The 21,027-nt window shown below is 63.8% G+C and carries 19 protein-coding genes and 2 pseudogenes; 2 read left to right on the top strand and 19 right to left on the bottom strand.

The genetic code is table 11. From position 1 onward, the window contains the following. The 17 genes and pseudogenes from TC41_RS01110 to yabG form a co-directional block, all read right to left on the bottom strand. On the bottom strand, positions 1-273 hold the full coding sequence (locus TC41_RS01110; RefSeq protein WP_014463137.1) for an HU family DNA-binding protein: 273 nt from the start codon (positions 271-273) through the stop codon (positions 1-3). 64 nt (positions 274-337) lie between these two features. Continuing rightward, positions 338-1,819 (bottom strand): nucleoside triphosphate pyrophosphohydrolase, encoded by a 1,482-nt coding sequence (mazG, locus tag TC41_RS17180; protein ID WP_041695607.1) that lies wholly within the window; start codon positions 1,817-1,819, stop codon positions 338-340. 345 nt (positions 1,820-2,164) lie between these two features. Beyond that, positions 2,165-2,680: pseudogene (gene spoVT / locus TC41_RS17175) on the bottom strand (stage V sporulation protein T); the annotation flags it as partial. Positions 2,681-2,923: 243 nt separating this feature from the next. After that, a complete protein-coding gene (gene mfd, locus TC41_RS01090; RefSeq protein ID WP_041694854.1) occupies positions 2,924-6,346 on the bottom strand; it encodes a transcription-repair coupling factor in 3,423 nt (1,140 codons plus the stop codon). 35 nt (positions 6,347-6,381) lie between these two features. After that, complete coding sequence (locus tag TC41_RS01085; RefSeq protein ID WP_014463134.1) at positions 6,382-6,621, bottom strand: anti-sigma-F factor Fin; 240 nt, start codon at positions 6,619-6,621, stop codon at positions 6,382-6,384. Positions 6,622-6,714: 93 nt separating this feature from the next. After that, the gene (pth, locus tag TC41_RS01080; RefSeq protein ID WP_014463133.1) at positions 6,715-7,290 is read right to left on the bottom strand and encodes an aminoacyl-tRNA hydrolase; all 576 of its coding nucleotides are present in this window, start codon (positions 7,288-7,290) and stop codon (positions 6,715-6,717) included. A 13-nt stretch (positions 7,291-7,303) separates the two neighbouring features. Then, on the bottom strand, positions 7,304-8,248 hold the full coding sequence (locus tag TC41_RS01075) for a ribose-phosphate diphosphokinase (RefSeq protein ID WP_008340731.1): 945 nt from the start codon (positions 8,246-8,248) through the stop codon (positions 7,304-7,306). Beyond that, complete coding sequence (gene glmU, locus TC41_RS01070; protein ID WP_014463132.1) at positions 8,238-9,650, bottom strand: bifunctional UDP-N-acetylglucosamine diphosphorylase/glucosamine-1-phosphate N-acetyltransferase GlmU; 1,413 nt, start codon at positions 9,648-9,650, stop codon at positions 8,238-8,240. The genes TC41_RS01075 and glmU overlap by 11 nt, the downstream gene beginning before the upstream one ends. Positions 9,651-9,796: 146 nt before the next feature. Further along, complete coding sequence (gene spoVG, locus TC41_RS01065; RefSeq protein ID WP_012809622.1) at positions 9,797-10,096, bottom strand: septation regulator SpoVG; 300 nt, start codon at positions 10,094-10,096, stop codon at positions 9,797-9,799. Between the two features lie 137 nt (positions 10,097-10,233). Next, complete coding sequence (locus TC41_RS01060) at positions 10,234-10,611, bottom strand: RidA family protein (RefSeq protein ID WP_041694853.1); 378 nt, start codon at positions 10,609-10,611, stop codon at positions 10,234-10,236. Positions 10,612-10,624: 13 nt separating this feature from the next. Beyond that, positions 10,625-11,398, bottom strand: coding sequence for a phosphoribosyltransferase family protein (locus TC41_RS01055; RefSeq protein ID WP_014463129.1), 774 nt, complete (start codon positions 11,396-11,398; stop codon positions 10,625-10,627). Between the two features lie 66 nt (positions 11,399-11,464). Further along, positions 11,465-12,343 carry a 4-(cytidine 5'-diphospho)-2-C-methyl-D-erythritol kinase gene (ispE, locus tag TC41_RS01050; protein WP_014463128.1) on the bottom strand — a complete coding sequence of 293 codons (879 nt, stop codon included), beginning with the start codon at positions 12,341-12,343 and terminating at the stop codon, positions 11,465-11,467. 125 nt (positions 12,344-12,468) lie between these two features. Further along, positions 12,469-15,045, bottom strand: a complete 2,577-nt coding sequence (gene cphA / locus TC41_RS01045) for a cyanophycin synthetase (protein WP_014463127.1) — start codon at positions 15,043-15,045, stop codon at positions 12,469-12,471. Further along, positions 15,042-15,878: a cyanophycinase gene (locus TC41_RS01040; protein ID WP_041694852.1), complete on the bottom strand. Its 837-nt coding sequence runs from the start codon at positions 15,876-15,878 to the stop codon at positions 15,042-15,044. Before TC41_RS01040 ends, cphA begins: the two co-directional genes overlap by 4 nt. A 111-nt stretch (positions 15,879-15,989) precedes the next feature. Continuing rightward, positions 15,990-16,175 (bottom strand): small, acid-soluble spore protein, alpha/beta type, encoded by a 186-nt coding sequence (locus TC41_RS01035; RefSeq protein ID WP_169304837.1) that lies wholly within the window; start codon positions 16,173-16,175, stop codon positions 15,990-15,992. 200 nt (positions 16,176-16,375) lie between these two features. Continuing rightward, positions 16,376-16,651, bottom strand: a complete 276-nt coding sequence (gene veg, locus TC41_RS01030) for a biofilm formation stimulator Veg (protein ID WP_008340745.1) — start codon at positions 16,649-16,651, stop codon at positions 16,376-16,378. Positions 16,652-16,867: 216 nt separating this feature from the next. Further along, a complete protein-coding gene (gene yabG / locus TC41_RS01025; protein ID WP_014463124.1) occupies positions 16,868-17,734 on the bottom strand; it encodes a sporulation peptidase YabG in 867 nt (288 codons plus the stop codon). Positions 17,735-17,803: 69 nt separating this feature from the next. Between yabG and TC41_RS01020 the strand changes: the two genes are divergently transcribed. Then, positions 17,804-18,613, top strand: coding sequence for a hypothetical protein (locus tag TC41_RS01020; RefSeq protein WP_041694851.1), 810 nt, complete (start codon positions 17,804-17,806; stop codon positions 18,611-18,613). Here the strand turns inward: TC41_RS01020 and TC41_RS01015 are convergent. Together TC41_RS01015 and TC41_RS01010 are read right to left on the bottom strand one after the other, a co-directional pair. After that, on the bottom strand, positions 18,598-19,077 hold the full coding sequence (locus TC41_RS01015; protein WP_041695603.1) for a ribonuclease H-like YkuK family protein: 480 nt from the start codon (positions 19,075-19,077) through the stop codon (positions 18,598-18,600). The two genes, TC41_RS01020 and TC41_RS01015, sit on opposite strands and share 16 nt — an antisense overlap. A 68-nt stretch (positions 19,078-19,145) precedes the next feature. Next, positions 19,146-19,787: a metallophosphoesterase family protein gene (locus TC41_RS01010; protein ID WP_014463121.1), complete on the bottom strand. Its 642-nt coding sequence runs from the start codon at positions 19,785-19,787 to the stop codon at positions 19,146-19,148. A 185-nt stretch (positions 19,788-19,972) separates the two neighbouring features. On the opposite strand from TC41_RS01010, the pseudogene TC41_RS01005 reads away from it, so the two are divergent. Next, positions 19,973-20,966, top strand: a pseudogene (locus tag TC41_RS01005) (transposase). The last annotated feature ends 61 nt before the right edge of the window (positions 20,967-21,027 follow it).

Genomic DNA, 21,027 nt, shown 5'->3' with positions numbered 1-21,027 from the left:
TCAGCGCGTGACTTCCTTGAGCTTGTTGCCCGGTTTGAACGCAGGCACCGTGGAAGCCGGGATCTCGATGACCTCGCCCGTCTGCGGGTTGCGGCCCGAGCGCGCAGCGCGAGAACGCGTCTCAAACGTGCCGAAGCCGATGATCTGCACCTTCTCGCCGTTGGCGAGGGCCTTCTCGATGACCTCGAACACTTTGTTCACAGCGGCCTCGGCGTCCTTCTTCTTCAATCCCGTCTCTTCCGCGACACGGTTGATGAGTTCCATCTTGTTCACGCGTGCGATACCCCTTTCGTGGGAATGTCGGGAATGTTATTCGTTCTTCTCGCCGGGAATCCTGCTAGTTCGACTGTGAAAATGCGATTTTTGCCTCGTTCCAGTACGCGTCAAGGGCTTCTGGCGACGCGGTTTCCCATGCTTCCCCATTGGAGCGCAGCCGTTCCTCCACGTACCGGAATCGGCGGACAAATCGGCGCGTCGCCTGGGCCAGGACAGTCTCGGCGTCGAGATCGAGAAACCGGCAGAGGTTGACGACGGCAAACAGCACATCCCCGGCTTCCGCAGTGAGCTTGGCGGCATCCCGCGGCTCCCGACGTCGCTCGATGTCAAGTTCATTCATTTCCTCTTTGACCTTCTGCCATACGTCGGCCTCGTCCGACCAGTCGAACCCGACTTTGGCCGCCGCCTTCTGGACCGCCTGCGCCACGGCGAGCGCTGGCCCGGCGAGCTTCACGCCTGACAAGGCGCTCTCTTCACGCTCTTCATTTCTACGCTCATCCTGTTTTACCTGCTCCCAAATGCCGCGGACGTCGTCCGCCGTCTTCGCCACCTCGTCCCCAAACACGTGCGGGTGGCGGCGGACCAGCTTCGCCGCCAGCCCCGCGAACACGTCGCGGAGCGTGAACTCGCCCGCTTCCTCCGCGATGCGCGCGTGGAGGAGAATCTGCAGCAGGAGATCTCCCAACTCCTCCGCGAGGTGATCAGCATCGCCCTCGTCGATGGCCTCCGCCACCTCGTACGCCTCCTCGACGACGTACTTGCGCAGCGACGCGTGCGTCTGCTTCCGATCCCACGGGCAGCCGTTTGGCCCGCGCAGGACCTCGACAATGCGCGGGGCCTCGTGCAGATCCCGGTACAACACGGCCGCGTCCTTGGCTGGTGGCACATACAGGGTCGTGAGGTGGTCGATCCACGCAAGACGGTCGATCTCGTACAGTGGCACGCGCTCCATCCGTTCTTCTCCGCGAACGCCGGCCGCGCGCACCACCACGACCTCGTACTCGTCCGGGTAGAGCTCCATCAAGGTGAGTTTCACCTCGCTCGCCACGGCGCGATCATACACCTGGGCGATGAAGGTGTGCAGGCGCGGGTTGAGTTGGTCATGTCGAAGCGCAAGGCCGTCGAGCAACAGGAGCCCCTCCACCGGATCGATCCCGAGCCTCGCCGCGGCGAGATCGAGAAAACTCTGACCTGGGCCTACCTCCACCTCCACACCCGGGTGAGGCTGCGCCAACAGGATTTGGACCGCGCGCTCGGCCACGAGAGGGTGGCCCGGAACCGCGTAGACGACATGCGGATGGCCTTCGGCGAGGTGGAGCAGGCGCGCGACAATCGCATCGTAGACGGCGTCAAACGTGTCGCACGTCTTGTAGAGATCATCGCACGTCTGGTAGGTGACGCCCGCTTCGTCGAGCCGCTTTACCGCGGGATGCTCGCGCGTGCGAAGCACGACGGGCCAGCCGCGCCGCATGATCTCGTACGATCCAATCGGGATGCTGTCCGGATCTCCAGGGCCCAATCCGACAATGTGCACCGTGCTCAATGCGCCTACCCCTCCATGGACTGGCTTCCGTGCAACCCTCGGCGTTCGAGGTCCTCTAGGTGGAGACCGGTCCGTTTTTGCATGCTGAACTTGAGGCTCAGCGCGCCGTCTCCGTCCCATTCGTCTCCCTACGCATCGTCCACATGATACTGCACACGGATCGCGAACACAAAACGGCCTCCCGCTGGCTCCTGTTTCCCCAGTGCGGGAGGCCCGATGGCGATCGGCCGTCGGTTTCGACATGCGCCGTTGGCGCTCATCCGTCCGAATCGCACTTGAACACCCCATGCATATATGGTACATTATGGATGACGCTTGTTCATTGTTCCATCTGCTTCCCAAAAAACCGGCGGCGGTTTCCGCCAACTTGACCTCGGTCTCCCCCATCCGCACGCTCTCGTCGCGGGTGGCGAGGATGACCGCGCCAATTGGATCGCCCGCGGCGATGATGGGCGCGATGACGCGCGCGCCGAATCGCTCCGGGCGGTCTCGCACGATGGCGTACTCCCCCGCCGTCGAGTTATGAACGGTCTTGCGCTCCTCCATCGCCTGCTCGATGTCTTCGCTCACAGGCTTGTCCAAAAACTCCTTCTTCGGCGCCCCCGACACGGCGATGATCACGTCCCGGTCCGCAATCATCGCGATGTGCCCCGTGTTTTCGGCCAGCGAATCCGCGTACTCCTTGGCAAAGTCCCCGAGCTCACCGATGGGCGAATACTTCTTCAGGATGACCTCGCCATCGCGGTCCACGAATATCTCTAAGGGATCGCCTTCGCGAATGCGCAACGTCCGTCGAATTTCCTTCGGAATGACCACCCGACCGAGATCATCAATTCTCCGCACGATGCCTGTGGCTTTCAAAAAGATCCCTCACCCTCATGAAGTTTGGTGCAACGGAATCCGACGTGACTGTATTATGCGACTCGCCCAGATCCTCTATGCACCAGCCAAGCCATGAGGGCCAGGCGCGGCGGGAGTCAGACGCCCGCCACCTCTTCCTGCTTTTGGACTGCCGCACCATCTCCAGGTAATCGGCCAAGAAGGCGATGAGCCTGCGGACGATCTCGTCCCCTGCCAGGCCCTTAGTGCGGAACGCCACAAAGATCATGCCGTTCGGCCGCGAGGTGACCTGCGCCTTGTGCTTGACCGCCATGGACAGGAGCTTCGGATAATCGACGGCCGCCTGCTTTCGTTCGGGAACCGCACGGTCGTCTCGGCCCCCTGCGTCGCGATGTGATCCGCGTGCGCCTGCATCGCGAGGCTCTTGAGCCTCGTCACGTCGAGCAGATTGCGCACCTCCTGCGGCGGATCGCCGTAGCGATCGATGAGCTCGTCCTCGAGATCGTCCGCCTCGGACACCGCCTGTATTGCCCGGAACCGCTTGTACATGGCCACTTTCTGCGACGGATCCGAGATATAGGTGTCTGGAATGTACGCTTCGACGGGCACGTCAATGGTCGGTTCGACGGGCTTCTCCAGCTGCTCGCCGCGCAGCTCGCGGATGGCCTGCTGCAAAAGTTCCGTGTACATGTCGAAGCCCACTGAGTTGATGAATCCGTGTTGCTCGGCACCGAGCAGGTTGCCCGCGCCGCGGATGGACAGGTCGCGCATGGCGATCTTGAAGCCGCTGCCCAGTTCGGTGAACTCCTTGATGGCCGCCAGGCGCTTTTCCGCGACCTCCGACAGCACCTTGGCCGGTTGATAGGTAAAATATGCGTACGCAATCCGGTTGGATCGGCCGACGCGGCCCCGCAGCTGGTAAAGCTGGGACAGACCGAACTTGTCGGCGTCGTAGACAATCAAGGTGTTCACATTCGGAATATCGAGTCCCGTCTCGATGATGGTGGTGGTGACGAGCACGTCGTACTCGCCTTCGAGAAAGTCGAGCATCACGCGCTCGAGCTCTGCCTCGGCCATCTGACCGTGCGCCACGCTCACGCGCGCATCGGGCACGAGCGACTGCACGCGTTCCGCCATGCGGTGGATGGTCTGGACGTCGTTGTAGACGAAGTACACCTGTCCGCCGCGGGCGAGTTCGCGCTCGATGGCTTCCTTGACAAGGCCCTCGTTGTACTCCACGACGTACGTCTGCACCGGGAACCGGTTCTCAGGCGGCGTCTCGATGATGGACAGATCGCGCACGCCGAGCATGGACATGTGGAGCGTGCGCGGGATGGGCGTCGCGGTGAGCGTCAAACAGTCCACGTTCGCGCGCAACTGCTTCAGCTTTTCCTTGTGCGTCACGCCGAAGCGCTGTTCCTCGTCCACAATGAGAAGCCCAAGATCCTTGAACTGCACCGAGTTCTGCAAAAGCCGGTGGGTGCCGATGACGATGTCGATGGTCCCTTCCTTGAGGCCCTTCAACACCTCCTGCGTCTCCTTGCGCGTCCGGAAGCGGCTCAGCATCTCAATTTTCACCGGGAATCCGGCGAACCGCTCCTTGAACGTCTCATAGTGCTGCTGCGCGAGGACCGTCGTCGGCACCAGGACCGCGACTTGTTTCCCGTCCATCACCGCCTTGAACGCCGCGCGCATGGCGACCTCCGTCTTGCCGTAGCCCACGTCGCCGCACAAGAGCCGATCCATCGGGCGCGGCTTCTCCATGTCCCGCTTGATCTCCGCGATGGCGCGAAGCTGATCCGGCGTCTCCTCGTATGGGAACATGTTCTCGAAGTCCGCCTGCCAGGGCGTGTCGGGCGAGAACGCGTGCCCGGGCGTCGCTTCGCGCTTCGCGTAAAGCTTCAGGAGATCCCCCGCGATGTCGCGCACCGACTTCTTGACGCGGTTCTTCGTCTTCTGCCATTCGCTCGATCCGAGGCTGTGCAGCTTCGGCTCCTTCTCGCCCGAGCCGATGTACCTTTGAATCTGGTCAATCTGGTCCACCGGCACGTACAGGCTGTCCCCGCCCGCGTAGCTCAGGTACAGGTAGTCGTTGCGGCGGCCATCCACCTCGAGCGTCTTGATGCCCATGTATCGGCCAATGCCGTGATTCACGTGCACCACGTAGTCGCCGACGTTCAACTCCTGGTAGCTCTTGATCCGCTCCGCATCCGAGACCTGCGCGCGCGTCTGGCGATGCTTGCGCTTTGCCGTGAACACCTCGGTCTCGACGATCACGGCGATGCGGTGCATCGGCAACTCGAACCCGCTCGACAGGTTGGCGACGACAATTTGCGGCACCTTCGATCCCGGCGTAAAGACCTCTACCTGGTCCGCCTGGATGCGATAGTCGTCCAGGACGCGCGCCAGGTGATCCGCCCGCTCCTTGGTCGCAGCCGCAAACACCACCTGCGTGTGCGCCTTCTCCCAGCGGGCGAGCTCCTGCTTCAACACGTTCATCTGACCGTGGAAATTCTGCATGCTGCGCGCCGAGATGTTGAGCACCTGCTGATACCGCTGACTGCCGCGGGTATGGGCGAACGTCGCAAAATGCACCTTCGGCCGATTCAATTCCTGAAACTTCGCCTCGTAGTGAATGGCGTCGACCGTCCCCGAGAGCACCTCGCCCCGCATGATGGCGCCTGAGAGCCACTCGCGAAACTCTTTCTCAAGCACTTCCGCGCGCTCCAGGATCCGAGCCGTCTCGTCGAAGCAGACAAATGCAGGCTGAGAGACGTGATCGAACAGCGTGTCCGCGTGATCCGGGAACAGAAGCTGGTAGCGAGCCACGCCCGCAAACGGCTGCCCCTCTCGCAACTTGCGGATGTCCGCCGAGATGGACTGCTCCAGCCGATCCCGGAGCGCCGCATCGGTCACGGTCTTCAGCCTGGCTTCCAGCCGTGCCTCGAGCTCATCCGCCACCTTGTCCGCGACGGGCTGCGGGAGCATCAGGTCGAACGCCGGGCCAAACGACACGCGATCCCGCTTGTCCTGGGATCGCTGCGTCGCGGGATCGAACGTGCGAATGGAGTCAATGTCCGTGTCAAACCACTCGATGCGATATGGGAGGTCGTGGCCCAGCGGGAAGACGTCGAGGATGCCGCCGCGCACGCTGAACTGGCCGCGGCTCTCCACGAGGCTGACGCGCTCGTAGCCGCCGCGCACGAGCTGAGCCACCACGTCGTCGATGGGCTTGGTCTCCCCTACCGCGAGGTTCACCAGCGAGTGTAGAAAGTGATGCTTTTTCGTCACCGGCTGCCAGGCCGCGAGAAGCGTGGTGACCACGACGACAGGGCCCTCCTGCGCGAGGGCCTCAAGGACGTGCAGCCGATCCGCCAGAACATCCGAGGACGACGCCAGGTAATCCACGAGCGCGTTGTCTCGCTCGGGATACAGATAGACGCGCGCGTCCGGCAGGTACTCCTTCAAGTCCTCCCAGATGGTCTGCGCGTGACTGGCCGTATGCGTCACCACAATCATCGACTCTGGGAGACGGCGATTGCGGAGATGGTACAAGGCCGCCATCACGAGCTGCCGTCCGGCTCCGGTCACGCCCGTGATGAGCATGTCGTTTCTGCGCGGCCCCATCCCGTCCGCCAATGACGAAAGCGCCCCGTCTGCGGCCATGAGTTCGACGAGACCCTTCACCTTTTCCCCCTCCCAGCACACGCATGTACCTGGATTTATTGTATGATACTTCCTTCCAAGAGCAGTTCGGGATGCATCGCGACGGCCTGCTCGCAGGCGTCGCAGACGGTTTGAATCTCAAACTGGTTGTCGCGAGGGCGGATGACGTCCCACTGGTGATCCGGTTCGAGATGGTGGAGGCCGAGCCGCTCCATCGCGTCGCTCAGCGACCAGTGCGACGCGTCCACCGCCCCAATTTTCTGTCTGCAATAGCGGCAGACGTATTCGAAGCGCATCGGGATCGCCCCTTTGTCAGACGTTTGTCAGACAGGTCTCCCCTTAGTATGGAGACGCGATGCGCTTCCCATACCTCCGCCGCTCGCGGCGGCTCAAGCCTTGGCCGCCGCGTTGTAGAGGGTCATGGCGTTGGCGAATCCGCGCTCGACGGCGTACAGCGCCGCTTCTGCGGCCGTTTCCAGCGCCCTGCGGATGTGCGGCTCTTCCTCTCGCGAAAACGCTCCCAGGACGTACGGCACAATCGGCGCTCCTTTCGGCGGCCGGCCGATGCCGATGCGGACGCGCCCGAACTTCTCCGTGCCAAGCCAATCGATGATGGACTTGATCCCGTTGTGGCCTCCTGCGGACCCCTGCGCCTTCAGCCGAACGACGCCCGGGGGAAAGTCCATGTCGTCGTAGAGGACCATCAGGTCTTCGGCCGGATCGATCCGATAGTAGCGGACAATCTCGCCTACGCAAAGGCCGCTTACGTTCATATACGTGTGCGGCTTCACCAACAGAACCTTTTCGCCCGCGTAGCGCGCGTCGCCGACGAGCGCGTGGAAGTCGGCCTGGTCCACGCGCGCCGCGAGTTTCTCCGCCAAGGTGTCGATGGCCATGAACCCGGCGTTGTGCCGGGTGCGCTCATACTCGCGCCCCGGATTTCCGAGTCCCACGATGACTTTCAAGGTCCGTCTCTCCTCAGTCGAACAGCTGGCTCACGGAGCGCTGCGTGTGCACGCGGATGATGGCCTCCGCGATGAGCTCCGCCACCGACAGCACCTTGATTTTGTCGATCCGCTTGTGCTCGGGCAGCGCAATGGTGTTGGTGACGACCACCTCTTCGATGGCGGAGTTCTGCAGGCGCTCCACGCCCTGTCCCGAGAGCACGGGATGAATGCAGCACGCGTACACCCCGCGCGCGCCCCGTTTCAAAAGCTCCGCCGCGCCCGCGGTGATGGTCCCCGCCGTGTCAATCATGTCGTCAATCAGGATGGCCGTCTTGCCCTCGATGTCACCGATGATGTTCATCACCTGCGCCACGTTCGCGTCCGGCCGCCGCTTGTCGATGATGGCGAGCGGGGCGCCCAGGCGCTCCGCAAACGCGCGCGCCCTGGTGACACCGCCCATGTCGGGCGACACCACCACGGGGTTTTCAATTTGCTTGTCCAGAAAGTAATCCGCCAGGATGGGCATCCCGATGAGGTGATCCACCGGGATGTCGAAGAAGCCCTGGATCTGGCCGGCGTGCAGATCCATCGAAATGACGCGGCTCGCGCCCGCCGTCTGCAGCAAATTGGCGACGAGCTTCGCCGTGATGGGATCGCGCGCGCGGGCTTTGCGATCCTGACGCGCATATCCATAGTACGGGATCACGACGTTGATGGTGCGCGCCGAGGCGCGCTTCACCGCATCCATCAGGATGAGGAGCTCCATGAGATGCTCGTTGACCGGCTGGCTCGTGGGTTGAATGATGAAGACGTTTGCGCCTCGCACGCTCTCGCCCAGGCGGATGCGGACCTCGCCGTCCGAAAACCGCCCGACTTGGCAGTCCGCCAGCGGGACTCCGATGTAGTCGGCAATTTCCTGCGCCAATGCCGGATTGGCATTTCCCGTGACGAGCTTCAAGTCGGCGTCAATGGCCACAATGGTTCCCGCCCTTCTCCGGATTCCGATTCTGCCTGCGCGCCTTCCACGCCCGGACGTAGTTCGGCTTGGTGGTCTGGGGCACACGGCCAATGGCGAAGCCGTCGTCGCCGACGTCGTCCGTCACCGTCGTGCCCGCGACGACGTACGCGCCCTTGCCGATGGTCACGGGCGCGATGAGGTTCACATTTGAACCAACGAAGCTGTCGTCGCCGATGACCGTTCGATGTTTCCGCTCGCCATCGTAGTTCACCGTGATGGCCCCGCACCCGATGTTGACGTTGCGGCCAATCTCCGCGTCTCCCACGTACGCCAGGTGACTCACCTTGGTGTCATCGCCGATGCGGCTGTTTTTCACCTCGACGAAATCGCCAATCTTCACGCGCCGCCCAATCTCCGCCCCCGGCCGCAGGTAGGCGAACGGCCCCACCTCGGCCTCTTCGCCGATGACGGCCTCGACCGCCACCGTAAACTGCACGCGCGCGCCTTCCCGCACGACCGTGTTCACCAGCCGCGTGTGCGGCCCGATGACCGCCCCCGTCGATATCCGCGTGCGGCCTGCGAGCATGGTGCCGGGGAGCAGAGTCACGTCCGGCGCGAGCTCCACATCCGCCTCGATGTACGTCGCGTTGGGGTCCACCACCGTGACCCCCTCCATCATCCAGCGCGCGAGAATGCGCTGCCTGCAGATGGCCTCCACGCGCGCCAGCTCGGCGCGGTTGTTCACGCTCGCAATTTCGTCCTCGTCCTCCGCGATGTGCGCGATGACGCGCTCGCCGCGGCGGGACAGGATGAGCGCCGTGTCCGTCAGGTAATATTCCCCCTGCGCGTTGTCATTCTTGACCTCGCGAAGGGCCTCTTCCAGGGCATCCCGGCGAAACGCGTAGATGCCCGTGTTAATGAGCCGGTGCGCGCGCTCTTCCGGCGTCGCGTCTTTCTCCTCGACGATGCGCTCCACTTCGCCGCGATCATTCAAAAAGACGCGGCCCAGCCCCTTCGGATTCGTCACTTCCGCCGCAAGCACGACGCAGGCTGCGCGGGTCTCCTCGCGCAGCCGCATCAAGTGCAAGATGGTCTCCGGCCGAATGAGCGGTGCGTCGCCGTAGAGCACAACGACCGTCTCTGTATCGGAAGGCACGAGCGGCAGCGCCGCTCGCACGGCGTCTGCGGTACCGAGCTGCTTCTCCTGGACCGCGATTTCGGCGCGGCCGCGAATGGCCGCCTCCACCTGTTCCCGATGCTGTCCCACCACCACCACGACCTGGTCCATCCGCGCCTCACGAAGGCTGTCCAAAAGGTGGTGAATCATCGGCTTCCCGCATACCGGGTGCAACACCTTGTGTGTCTGTGACTTCATGCGTGTGCCGTGCCCCGCGGCCAGCACGACAGCGGTTTGCGCCATGCAATATCTCCTCCGAGCGCGCCATGTGTGCGCTCCCACAAATCTTGTCGCCACAAAGTGTACCCGATGGGGGGGTGCATTTCAATTTGGCAGGCCCGCGATCACAAAAAAGCCCTGACTTTCGCCAGGGACTTTTCACACAAGCTTCACATGGCCGAGTCACGAAGCGGCTGCGAGTTCTCGGCGTCCGCCTCCTGCGCGCGGTAGTACGCGGCGAGGACGGCCTCCTGGATCTTCTGGCGCGTGGACGACGAAATGGGATGCGCGATGTCCCGAAACTCGCCGTCCGGCGTCTTCTTGCTCGGCATCGCGACAAACATGCCGTTGTTGCCATCGATCACGCGGATGTCGTGGACGACGAACTCGCTGTCGATGGTAATGGACGCGATCGCCTTCATGCGGCCTTCACTCGCCACTCGGCGAAGCCTTACATCGGTGATCTGCACCCTCTTCACCACCCTGATGTCGCGAATTGGTCACATCTGTCTTGCACGACCAATTCAACATCCGGGCGGCAAACTCCTGCACAGATCGTCATCATTTTTCAAAAATTCGACCTCGTTCTCTGTTTTCCGCTTGGTGCTCATTTACCCAGATAGGCGACGAGCTCGATCTCGACCTTTGCGCCGCGCGGAAGCGCCGCCACCTGCACCGTCGAGCGAGCGGGTTTATGGCTGCCGAAAAACGCCTCGCACGCCTCGTTGACCACCTGGAATTCGGCGAGATCCGTCATGAAGATGGTGGCCTTTACGACCTGATCGCGCCGCGCGCCCGCCGCCGTGAGCACCGCGTCGAGGTTGCGGAACACCTGCTCCACCTGCTCCTTCACGCCGCCCTGAACCATCTCGCCGTCAGGCGTGAGCGGAATTTGGCCGGAGGTGTAGACGAATCGGTCCACCTGGACCGCTTGAGAATACGGGCCGATGGCCTTCGGCGCCTGATCCGTGTGAATGATCTGCATGGACAAGACCTCCTCAATCGACATGGGTAGCGCGCCAAGCCAGCGCGCCGAGATTGGGGCGAACCTCAAAACCGCTCTCGCGCACAGGGCCTACCTCGATGAGCGCCACGTAATCCGCGACCATCTTCTGCGCGGGCTGCGACGTGGCCATAAAGACCGCCGTGCCGCAGACCTCACCGCCAAACTCGCCGATGAGCTCGGCCACCGCCCGGGCCGTGGCGCCCGCGCGCATGAAGTCGTCCACAATGAGCGCCCGCGCACCCCGCGGGACCAGCCGGGTGCTCAAGGACATGGTCTGAATGCGCTTCGCCGAACCGGACACATAGTGCGTCGTGAGCGAGGCGCCCTCCGTCACGCGCTGCTCGCGCCGGACGATGGCGAGCGACGCGTGCAAGTACCTCGCGGCGCTCGCGGCGAGCGGGATGCCCTTCGTCTCGACGGTCACCACCACCTCGACGCCCGCGTGGGCGAATCGGCTCGCCACCATGGCGCCCGCCGTGTCGATCACGTCCGGATCGCCCAACACATCCGACGCGTACAAGAACTCGCCGGCGATGACGCGATCCGGCGAGGCGAGCCGGCGCGCGACATCCCACAGAAAGGCTTCGGCGCGCTCCCGATCCACCTGGGGCACAAAGCGCACGCCGCCTTGGGCCCCGACGAGCGTCTCCACCCGGCCGGCGCCGTCATCGGCGAGCACTTCGCGGACGAGCTGCACGTCCTCGCTCAGCGTGGACTTGGCCACGCCCCACGCCTCGGCCAGCGCCGAGATGCCGATGGGCGCCATGGGGGCGCTCGACGAGCCGGCGGGTCAGCCGGATGAGCCGTTCATGCCGCTGCATGGCCCGCCTCCTCAGCTGCGCGCGTGTGCTTGGGCGTAGCCGCCCACAAACCGGCACACGTACACGTCTTTCATGATGCCGCGGAGCGCGTTGTACAGCCGCTGCGCGTGCGTATGCACGGGGGTCAGCATGAACATCGTGGGCCCCGACCCTGACATGTGCACAGGCCGCTGCGCGATGGAGGTCACCCGCTCCTTGAGCGCCCGTAGCTCCGGATAAAGGCTCAGGGTGACGCGCTCCAGGGCGTTGTGGACGAGCGCAACCACCCGCTCGTGGTCCCCTTCCGCGAGGCAGCGCACCATCTCCTCGCTGCGCGGGGAGGAGGTGAAATCGGAAGGCTCAAGGCCGCGGTAGACGTCCGCAGTTGAGACGAAGAGGCGCGGGTGCAACAGCACCGCATACATGGCCGGGACGTGCGGATAGCGCGTCACGCGTTCGCCCCGCCCGCGCGCGATGGCGAGCCCGCCATAGACGCAGTAGGGGACGTCGGATCCCACTTCCGCGCCGATGTCCGCGAGTTCGTCCAGGGTGAGCCCCGCGCCTGATAACTGATTCAGCCCGCGCAAAACAGCCGCGGCGTCGCTCGACCCGCCGGCGAGCCCCGCGGCGACAGGAATGTGTTTTTCGAGCTGAATGTGCACGCCGCCCGGAAAGCCCGTGCGGCGCTTGAATGCCCGCGCTGCCTGCACGCACAGGTTCCGCTCGTCCATAGGCACCGAGGACGATGTGCTCTCCATGGTGATGTCGCCGTCGGCTCGAGCCTCAAGCCAGACGACATCCGACAGGTCCACCGTCTGCATGACCATGTCGACCTCGTGATAGCCGTCGTCGCGGCGCCCAAGGACATCCAGGGTCAGGTTGATCTTCGCGTACGCGCGTTGCAACAACAAAGCGCCCCACCTCGACTAGGATTAGCATGCCGAGGCGGCAAGACAATGTCAAGAATCACAGCATGACGAGCCGCTCGCCCGCGCCCTCCGCCACAACCTTGTGCCACGGCCGCGCGCCGAGCTCCTCAAGCGCCTCCTTGAGCGGCGCGAGCCGCTCGTAAAACACGCAGGCGACGTCCTCCGGCCCGAGCCCCCCGCGCGGCGATGCGTGTGGCCTCTCGCTCGTCCAGGATCACCGCCACCTTTTTGTCCGGACACGCCCGCAAGATAGAAGAAGACAAGAGACGCGCGATCTCGCCGGGTTCCCGCCCGCGCAAATCAGCGTCCTCCTTCACGATGACCTCGTCGAACCACGGTGCGAGCGCGCGCCCCGCCTCCTCCACGACGTGATTGGCCCGGTCCCCCGGAACGCCCACCACGCCGACGCGTCGCCTGCAGGCGAGCGCCTGAAGCCATCGCCCAACCTCCCGGAAGCCGGCCGGGTTATGGCCGTAGTCCAGCACGACGCGCGCCCCGTTCGGGAGCACGTACATCTCGAGCCTGCCGGCGTTCTGCTCGGGCGAGAACGTCGCGAGCGCCTGGGCAACGGTGGATGCGGGTAGCCCCGCCGCGCGCATGGCGGCCGCCGCCAACGCCGCGTTTTCGACGTGAAAGCGCGCAAGGCCGCCCAGGCAGATGAGAATTTGTTCGACGGCGAGGATGGGCCGCTGGGCGCCGTCCTGCCATTCGTAGAGGACGCCGTCCGAGATGACCAGCGCCATGCCGCCTGCCTGCACGTGCCGCGCGACGTGCGGATTTTCCGGAACCTGCGACACGAGCACGAGCGGCGCGCGAAAGCGCGGCGCCAGGGCGAGCACGCGCGGGTCGTCCGCGTTCAGGACCACCGCGCCATCGTCGCGGACGCACTCTCCGACGAGCGCTTTGACAAAGGCGATGTCGTCGATGGACTCGAGCCCGTCCTGGCCCACGTGATCGAGCGACAGGTTGGTGATGACCCCGACGTCCGCGACATCGTAGGCGAGCCCGCCGCGCACAATCCCGCCGCGCGCCGTCTCGAGCACGGCGACTTCGACGCGCGGATTCGACAGCACAAGCCGCGCACTCATAGGCCCCGTGGTATCGCCCTTTAACACGCACTCGCCCCCGATGTACACGCCCCCGGTTGTCGTGAGCCCCACGGTCTTGCCGGCGAGCGCGAACCCGTGCGCGACGAGCCGCGCGGTGGTCGTCTTGCCGTTTGTGCCTGTGATGGACACGATGGGAATTCGGCCGTCCGATCCGGCCGGAAACAAGGACTCCACAATGGCTTCCGCAGCCCGGCGCGGCGATCCGATCGACGGGTGCTCGTGCATGCGGATGCCCGGGCAGGCGTTCACCTCAATCACCGCCCATCCCCCAGCGTCCGCGGGAGCCGTGAGCGAGGGGACGACGAGATCGACGCCGCAAACGTCGAGGCCCACGGCCTCGGCGGCCCGCTCGGCGATGCGCAAATAGGATGCGTGCAACACGTCCGTCACGTCGCGCGCCTCGCCGCCCGTCGAGAGGTTGGCGCTCTCGCGCAGCGCCACCCGCTCGCCGACCTGCGGCACGGACTCTGGCGACATGCCCTGGCGCAGAAGCACCTGGCGCGCGATCTCGTCAATAGCAATCTTCGTCAGCGGCTTCTCGTGGCCCTCGCCGCGGCGCGGATCGCGGTTGACGAGATCGACCAGCTCACGGACCGTGTGCACGCCGTCTCCCTCCACGAAGGCGGGCTCGCGCACGGACGCGGCGACTGCGCGGCCGTCGACCACCAGCACGCGCACGTTCTCGCCTGGCACATACGCTTCGACAATGACCTCCCGCGCGTACCGCCTGGCCTCGCGAAATGCAGCGCGCACCTCCGCCTCGGACTCGAGGCGCAGCGATACGCCCTGGCCCTGGCGCGCGTCGAGCGGCTTGGCAACGGCGGGCCCGCCGAGGTGGCGCCAGAGAAAAACGGCCTCGTCCTCGTCCGCCGCCACCCCGCCTGGTGGCACGGCGAGCCCGGCCTCGTCGAGCAGACGCTTGGTCAACGCCTTGTCACTCGCGATGTCGGCGGCGACGCAAGACGTCCGGTCGGTAAGCGTGGCCTCGATTCGCTTCCGGTGCACGCCGTAGCCGAGCTCGAGGAAACTCGCCTGCAGGCGCCGGACGGGGATGTTGCGCCGCCGGCACGCGTCGACGATGGCCTGCGTGCTCGGGCCGAGGCGGTCGTCCTCGTACAGCCTCGCGATTTCCCGAATCAGGGCGTCGAGATCGCCCGGGTGGCGACCTTCGGCGAGCGAGGTCACCACGTCGAGGGCGGCCTCGAGTGCGCGCCGCTGCGCGGGGTAGGACGCGCACTCGATGGCCACGTCGTACAGCCCCGGCCGCCCCGCGTACACGGTCTTGCCGTAGTTGGCCGGAATGCCGGCGAGATGGCCCATTTCGATGGCCACGTGTTCGCAGATGTGGCCGAAATAGGTGCCGTCCTCCAGGCGCTCGATGAAGCCGCCCGGCCGTCCCTTGGCGCAGTGGTGTTGACGCAGACCAGGGAAATGGCGCAAGAGGCGCTCTCCGAATCCGGGGATGTCGATGCTCTCTTTGCCCGTATACGCCCCGAGGTCCAACCGGGCCAGGAGAATGGGGCGGTACGTGAAGATGTTGGGCCCCTCGATGAAGCGAATGCGTACGATGTTCATGAGGATAGCTCCTTCTGGCGAAGCCAGTGTGGAAAGTCGGGAATGGGCCTGCGCTCGTGGAGCAAAAACCCGCAGCCCTCCGGCAGCGTGTGCAGTCTCACGTCGCACAGCGCGAGCGATTCGTCCCGGCGAATGCGGTCGAGGTTGGAATAGGTGGCGCTTCCTGCATCTACGACACTCACCGCCCCGCGGCCGATGACCTCGAGCACCTGCCCGTCGTGCACCACGACGGCCGTGTCTTCGTCGATGCCAAGCCCCAGATGATGCGGATACTGCGCGACCGCAGACAACAGCCTTCCGAGCCGGCCTCGTTGCGCGAAATGCTGGTCAATCACGCAGCCATCCAGAAACTCCATGCCGGGCGCCATGCGCACGATGGAGAGGCGGGGATTGGTCTCTCCCTCGCCCTCGACAATCATGGTGCTCGACATCATGGAGGCGCCCGCGCTCGTCCCGCCGAGCACGACGCCGTTGCGGTGCGCCTCGTGCAGCGCCGAATCCACCTTCGTTCCGCCGAGGAGCTTCGTGATGCGCTCCTGATCTCCCCCAGTGAAGAAGATGCACGTCGCCTGCGCGATCATCTGGACTGCGCTGTCGCGGTTCGCGGCCTCGCGGGTGGACACGTCGAATGTACGCACGTCGTCCACCCCGAGGCGGTGAAACACGTCCACGTACTCCGCGCCCACCTCGACCGGGGTTTTCGTCGCCACGGTGATGACGAGCACCCGGGCACGCTTTCCGCCGCCGAGATCGAGAAATCGGCGCAAAATGCGGCACTCGCCCGCCTTGTCCTCCGCGCCGCCGATGATGACGAGAGGTCCTTTCTGCCCCAACCGCACGCCCTCCCAGAGATTGGTCAGATCATCCAGTTACTCTTCCCGAAACGCGTGGCCAGCATGCGAACGCCAACAAAGGGCGGCCGGGATGATCCCAGCCGCCCTCGGTCACCTCTGCCCGGACTTCTCAGCCAACGCTTGCTCTGCGATCTCGATGGCGCGTTTCACCATGTTCCCGGCGTCGCGCGCCTTGATCCCGCCCCAGCCTTCGCGCTGGACCGTGTCGTAGAACCCGAGCTCCTTGGCCAGTTCCACCTTGAACGCATCTGACATGGTGCTTCTCCGCCGTGCCATGCCAAATCCCTCCCTGGGTCAGAGGCGACACCTTTACAATGCGCTGGAGAGGCGTGTTCTATGCGGCTTTCACTCCGCGGGTGCAGGGCTTACGGACAACAAAAAGGGCAAGGCCATCCGCCTCACCCTGGTCATCTTCATCCTGTTCCATCTATGTGACGAGGCCTGTCCTCACAGAGCCCCCGGTCCATCTTCGAGGTTCAGTGTTCAACCACGAACTTGGTGGTGTTCCCGTCCTCCTTGCACAGCATCAGCTCGACGGTCTCGGTCAGCACGTCCGCGTAGCTGTACGAGACGCGCTCAAACGATCCGTCCGGCGGGTCCAGCTTGACGACGAACACCGACGGATACGTCTCTTCGAGAACCCCGAAGCGCTCAATGGTTTTGCGCCTGCCTCCGTTTGCGCGGAGCAACACGCGTTCACCCACGAGTCCATCCAGACTCTTCTTAATTTCGTGGAGCGCATTCCTGGCCAACACACACCACCTCTTTCCGCGCTTCATTATACCATCGCACGGAACGGGGTGTCAAGGAAATTAGATGATTATATCAGCGCATGTTTTTCGGTGTCAATGGGTATTTTACGGGGATCCACGGCGAGTCGCATGGAATTCGGCGCCGATGAGGGACCGCCGCGGGCCTTCGTCGGGACGTCGCCCGCGGCCTGGACACACCGGATGCCTCACATGACCTCAGTACATGGACTTCGGCAGTCCGAGCCGGTACTTGCCGCGCGACTCCAGTCCGCCGATCCCGTCCGTGCCTGTGTAGGTGGACTTCACCGCGTCGTACAGATTCACCGTCTCGTGAATGGGCGTGAACGCCACCTTTTCCGCGATGAAGACGGGATCGAGCGCGTGAATCATGATGCGCTGCGGCGAAGAGGCGAAATTCGCGCCCGCCTCGATGAGCGCCTCAAAGTGAGACTGGCACGCGCCGGCGATGATGACGAGATCGTCCATGTTCCGCACGTATTTTCGGGCATTGGCCACGGTCTTCACGAAGTTTTGCGAGTTTCGGTAGTTCTTGATGTCGGACCAGTCCTTGCCCTTGCGGATGACGCCGTCGTGGCCGGTGATAATGAGGATGTCCGGCGCATACGTCTCGAGCAGATGCACGACCTTTCGCGGCATCTCCGATTCCGCCACGTGCTGCCCGACGGCGCGAATGCCGAGCTCCTCGTACATGGCGAGGCACTTCTGCAGATAGCTGCCGTCGCCGTCCAAGTGAAGCACGGTCCCCGGGCGCTCGAAGAAGTCGGGATTCGCCCGGTACCGCGCCTCTTTGCGGAGCGATCGCTTCTCCGAGTCGTGGGCGCGGCGGGATCGAATGATGCGGAGGCATTCGCCGACGACCTGCGTGCGCATCGCCTCGAACGCGCGCATATCCTCCTCGGTGACAGGGGCGAGATCGTCAAAGGGCGCGTCGGCCATCAGGCGCACGTCCAGTCCCTTGAGGATGGCGGTCTCCGAGCTTTCGTCCAATTCAACGATCACGAAGCAGATGTCGTGGCCGTACGAACGGCGCGTGACGCGATCGCCAATGTGCCACACCGTCATCGCCTCCCATGGCGGGCTCTAGACTACGGTATGCGGCTCGACGGCTTCGTGATCCCGGAGGATGGAAACATGGCGGATGCGCGGGACATCGCGTGCGCGCTCGGTGCGCGCGACGAAGCGAGGCGGATTGGCAACGTCCTGCGGCAAGTGGCCCGGGCGGGCGTCAGGCGGGTGGCCATCTGTGCCAACGGCTGCACGGATGGCACCGTGGCGGAGGCGCGGCGGGTGTCGGACACGTTGGGACTGGAACTCACCGTGGTGGAGTTTGCCCAGGCGCTGGGACACGACGCCCCGAGGGCCATCGCAGCCATGGAGGCCTGGCGGCGCTGGCCTGATTCGACGGCCGTATTCATGATGGATGCGGATTGGCAGGGAGGATTCGGCCCCATGCTCGCAGACTTTCTCGAGGACGCCCTCCGGCACCCGGGAGCCATCACGGGCGTCTGGGGACGCGTGCGGGCGGCCGAGATCGACCGGCACTGGCATCGCCTCGTGTGCCGCGCGGGCGCCCCGCCATTGCTGCGGCCGTTTCTCCTGCCGCACTTCATCCCCCTTTCTGTCTTCCTGCGCGTCTCGCCGCGTTTCGTGGCTTCTCCGGGGCTCTTCTTCGCCCTCACGCGCCGTGAAGGGATTCCGTGGCGGGTCTATGAAGCGTGGGACGGTAGGTTGATGGGCAACCCTTCGCGGGAGGCGGGCGCGCAGGCGACCGTGCTCGATCTCCTGCGCGAGGACGCGCGGGCGGCCGAGATCGCCCTCTTCAGCGGTTCGAGCCATCCGCCACCGCTTTGGCCGGGACGGCGTGACTGGCGGGCCGTCGAGGCGTGGATGAGCTGCATCCGCGGGCCGAACCTTCGCAGGAGACATCACGACTTGGTGTAGCGATCCGCCACCTTGCTCGCGCCAAACGACTCGGGCTTGATGCGCGCCTCGTAGCCGTTCGACTCAATCCATGCGACAATCTCGCGAATCCACTGCTTGGTCTCGCCCCCTTCGCCGATATCGAGGTGCACCTCGATCTGCCAATCCTGTCCGGCCTTTTGGAGCAATTCGCTCAGGAGACCGCCCACCTGCAGGGACAGCGAGGCCTCGGTAAACATGCGCTGGCGCAGCGAGTGGATGTGCTCGTGATGCTCCTTGTGCACATAGTAGCGGGCGCCCCGCCCCACGCGGTGCAGGATGACCGCGGTCACGAAGGTCGCAGACGCCGTGTGCTCGTGTGGCTGCGAATCGGTGCCAATGATCAACCGAAAGCGATCCTGGGGATGTTCTCTTCGCTCCTGGATGGCGTCCTCTGCCACCTGCTCCAACGTCACCACGCCGAGCGTCGGGCTGCGAAACAGCACGCGCACCGCCCCCCTCTCGTTGGCTACGCGGCATCCACGCCTGCGCCGCGGTCATCTGCCGCAGGATGTCACACGGGCTCAGCTGTGCTGGTCAACGCGCCGCCCGCGTCGACGAGCGCGTTTACCTGTCCGCCGTGACGCGCACCTCCGTCAATTCCGACTTTATCCGAACCATACCACACGTCATGCGTCCCATGCAGCACCATGCACGGCGTGTGCCCGAATACCACCAGCTTACCCACCCGATGCGGGCGCGCATAAAACCGCTCGCGGATGGTCAACAGGTCCCGCTTCGCGGTTTGCCGCCAATCGGGCTTGTCGGGATGGATCCCGGCGTGAACGGCGATCCACCGCTCCCCTTCCCAGGAGTACGGTAGGGTGGGGAGAAAGGCGGCGAGCGACGAGTCTGACGCAATGGCTCGATACAGCGAGTCGCGCACGGGACCGAGCGGCTTCATCCCGCCGCGCATCCAGCGCACGAGAGCCTCCTCGTGATTGCCGCGAAGCGCGACCGCCCCCTGGCTGCACAGCTGATGCACCAAGTGGAGAACGCCAAGGCTATCCGGCCCGCCGGAGATGTAGTCGCCGACGAGAACCAACTGATCGCGGCCCGGCCGGTATTCAAGCTTGTCCAACAGGCGACGAAACGGACGCAGATGCCCATGAATGTCACTGATGAAGATGGTGCGTTCCGGTGACGCCGATTGCATGGTGCGCCCCTCCTCAAAAACGCTTGCATCCAAACCTCGCGTTTCACATAATGGAAATTGAGCCTTTTGCAGAATCAAGAGCCCTTGTGCGGCAAGGGTTTTTCGAGCATAAAGAAGGACTTCACCCCAACTTGAGAGAAAGAAAATGGTGTCCAGCAAACCATTTCAAGGGGTCGAAGTCCAACGTGTACCTTCGACAGACATGGCTCTTTTCCTTCGACGAATGGATGGAAATTGACCCTTCGGAGCGGCGTGAACGTTTTTTTCCGCGCTCGATCTGAGGCCGTATGCCGCGAAGTTGAGAAGTTCGACACCCAAGGGGCTAAGCCCATCTCTCGCGAAGCCATCTTGTGAGCATTTCTCGTGGCACCCCTTGAGGGCATCTCGACCTTCACGCAGCTTCACCAACGTTTGGAGAGTGATTTGCGCTTCCCTTACCAGTGCGGTTTCTTCCTTCACGAATCCATTCCATCCGTCTCGACACTAAGTCGCGTCTTTCAGGCCATCGTCGACCAAGGGGTTGCGGAGACACTATTTGCCGAGTTGGTTCGTCAATGCCGTGACGAAGGGCTCATCAAGAGCGAACACGTCGCCATCGACAGCACGGCCATCCATGCTTATGAGCGGAAACACCCACGCTCAGGTGTCCAGACCTCCCATCGGGCCAACTGGGGCGCGAAGTTCGATGCTTTTGGCAACAAGCTGGCGTGGTTTGGCTACAAGGTCCATTTGGCGGTCGATGCCAAGAGTGAACTTCTCATGGCGCTCACGGTAACGCCAGCGAACGTCTACGATGGGGGGTATCGGATGACGTATTGGGGTGCAGAGGGCGACTGGCTCAAGTTTCGCTGTCCGCACGCGACAGGACATGTCGATTGTCCGCTTGGCATGGCTGCATGTTCTGCATCGAGCTATGGCATGGTTGTGAAGAAGCACATCGATGAGGACGTCCGTCGATACGCGAATCCACATCGCAACTCTCGCACATGGAAGATGCTTTATGATGAACGGACCGCAGTGGAACGCTGCTTTTCACGGTTGAAAGAACGGCTCATGCTTGACGACCTGCATGTACGTGGCATCAAGAAAGTCACCGTACATGCGTACATCCACGCGATTGTGCTCTTGGCATCTGCTCTGGCGATGCACCGGACGAATCGCATCGAGCAAGTAGCTTAACCTGATGCTTCGAATGAACACCACCGAAGGGACGTGATTTATCCACACAACGGAAAAGGAT

The organism is Alicyclobacillus acidocaldarius subsp. acidocaldarius Tc-4-1 (genome assembly GCF_000219875.1).
Classification (GTDB): domain Bacteria; phylum Bacillota; class Bacilli; order Alicyclobacillales; family Alicyclobacillaceae; genus Alicyclobacillus; species Alicyclobacillus acidocaldarius_A.
The sequence above is the reverse complement of the archived record's forward strand: the minus strand, read 5'-3'. Positions and strand labels throughout refer to the sequence as shown.

Bases quoted from the DNA above. Each gene is read 5' to 3' on its own strand.
- yabG (WP_014463124.1), bottom strand. From the start codon at position 17,734: ATGACGGTGTGGCACATTGGCGATCGCGTCACGCGCCGTTCGTACGGC.
- TC41_RS01055 (WP_014463129.1), bottom strand. From the start codon at position 11,398: ATGGCGCCCATCGGCATCTCGGCGCTGGCCGAGGCGTGGGGCGTGGCC.
- TC41_RS01035 (WP_169304837.1), bottom strand. From the start codon at position 16,175: ATGGCACGGCGGAGAAGCACCATGTCAGATGCGTTCAAGGTGGAACTG.
- TC41_RS01010 (WP_014463121.1), bottom strand. From the start codon at position 19,787: ATGCAATCGGCGTCACCGGAACGCACCATCTTCATCAGTGACATTCAT.
- glmU (WP_014463132.1), bottom strand. From the start codon at position 9,650: ATGGCGCAAACCGCTGTCGTGCTGGCCGCGGGGCACGGCACACGCATG.
- TC41_RS01060 (WP_041694853.1), bottom strand. From the start codon at position 10,611: ATGCAGATCATTCACACGGATCAGGCGCCGAAGGCCATCGGCCCGTAT.
- TC41_RS01085 (WP_014463134.1), bottom strand. From the start codon at position 6,621: ATGCGCTTCGAATACGTCTGCCGCTATTGCAGACAGAAAATTGGGGCG.
- cphA (WP_014463127.1), bottom strand. From the start codon at position 15,045: ATGAACATCGTACGCATTCGCTTCATCGAGGGGCCCAACATCTTCACG.
- TC41_RS01020 (WP_041694851.1), top strand. From the start codon at position 17,804: ATGGCGGATGCGCGGGACATCGCGTGCGCGCTCGGTGCGCGCGACGAA.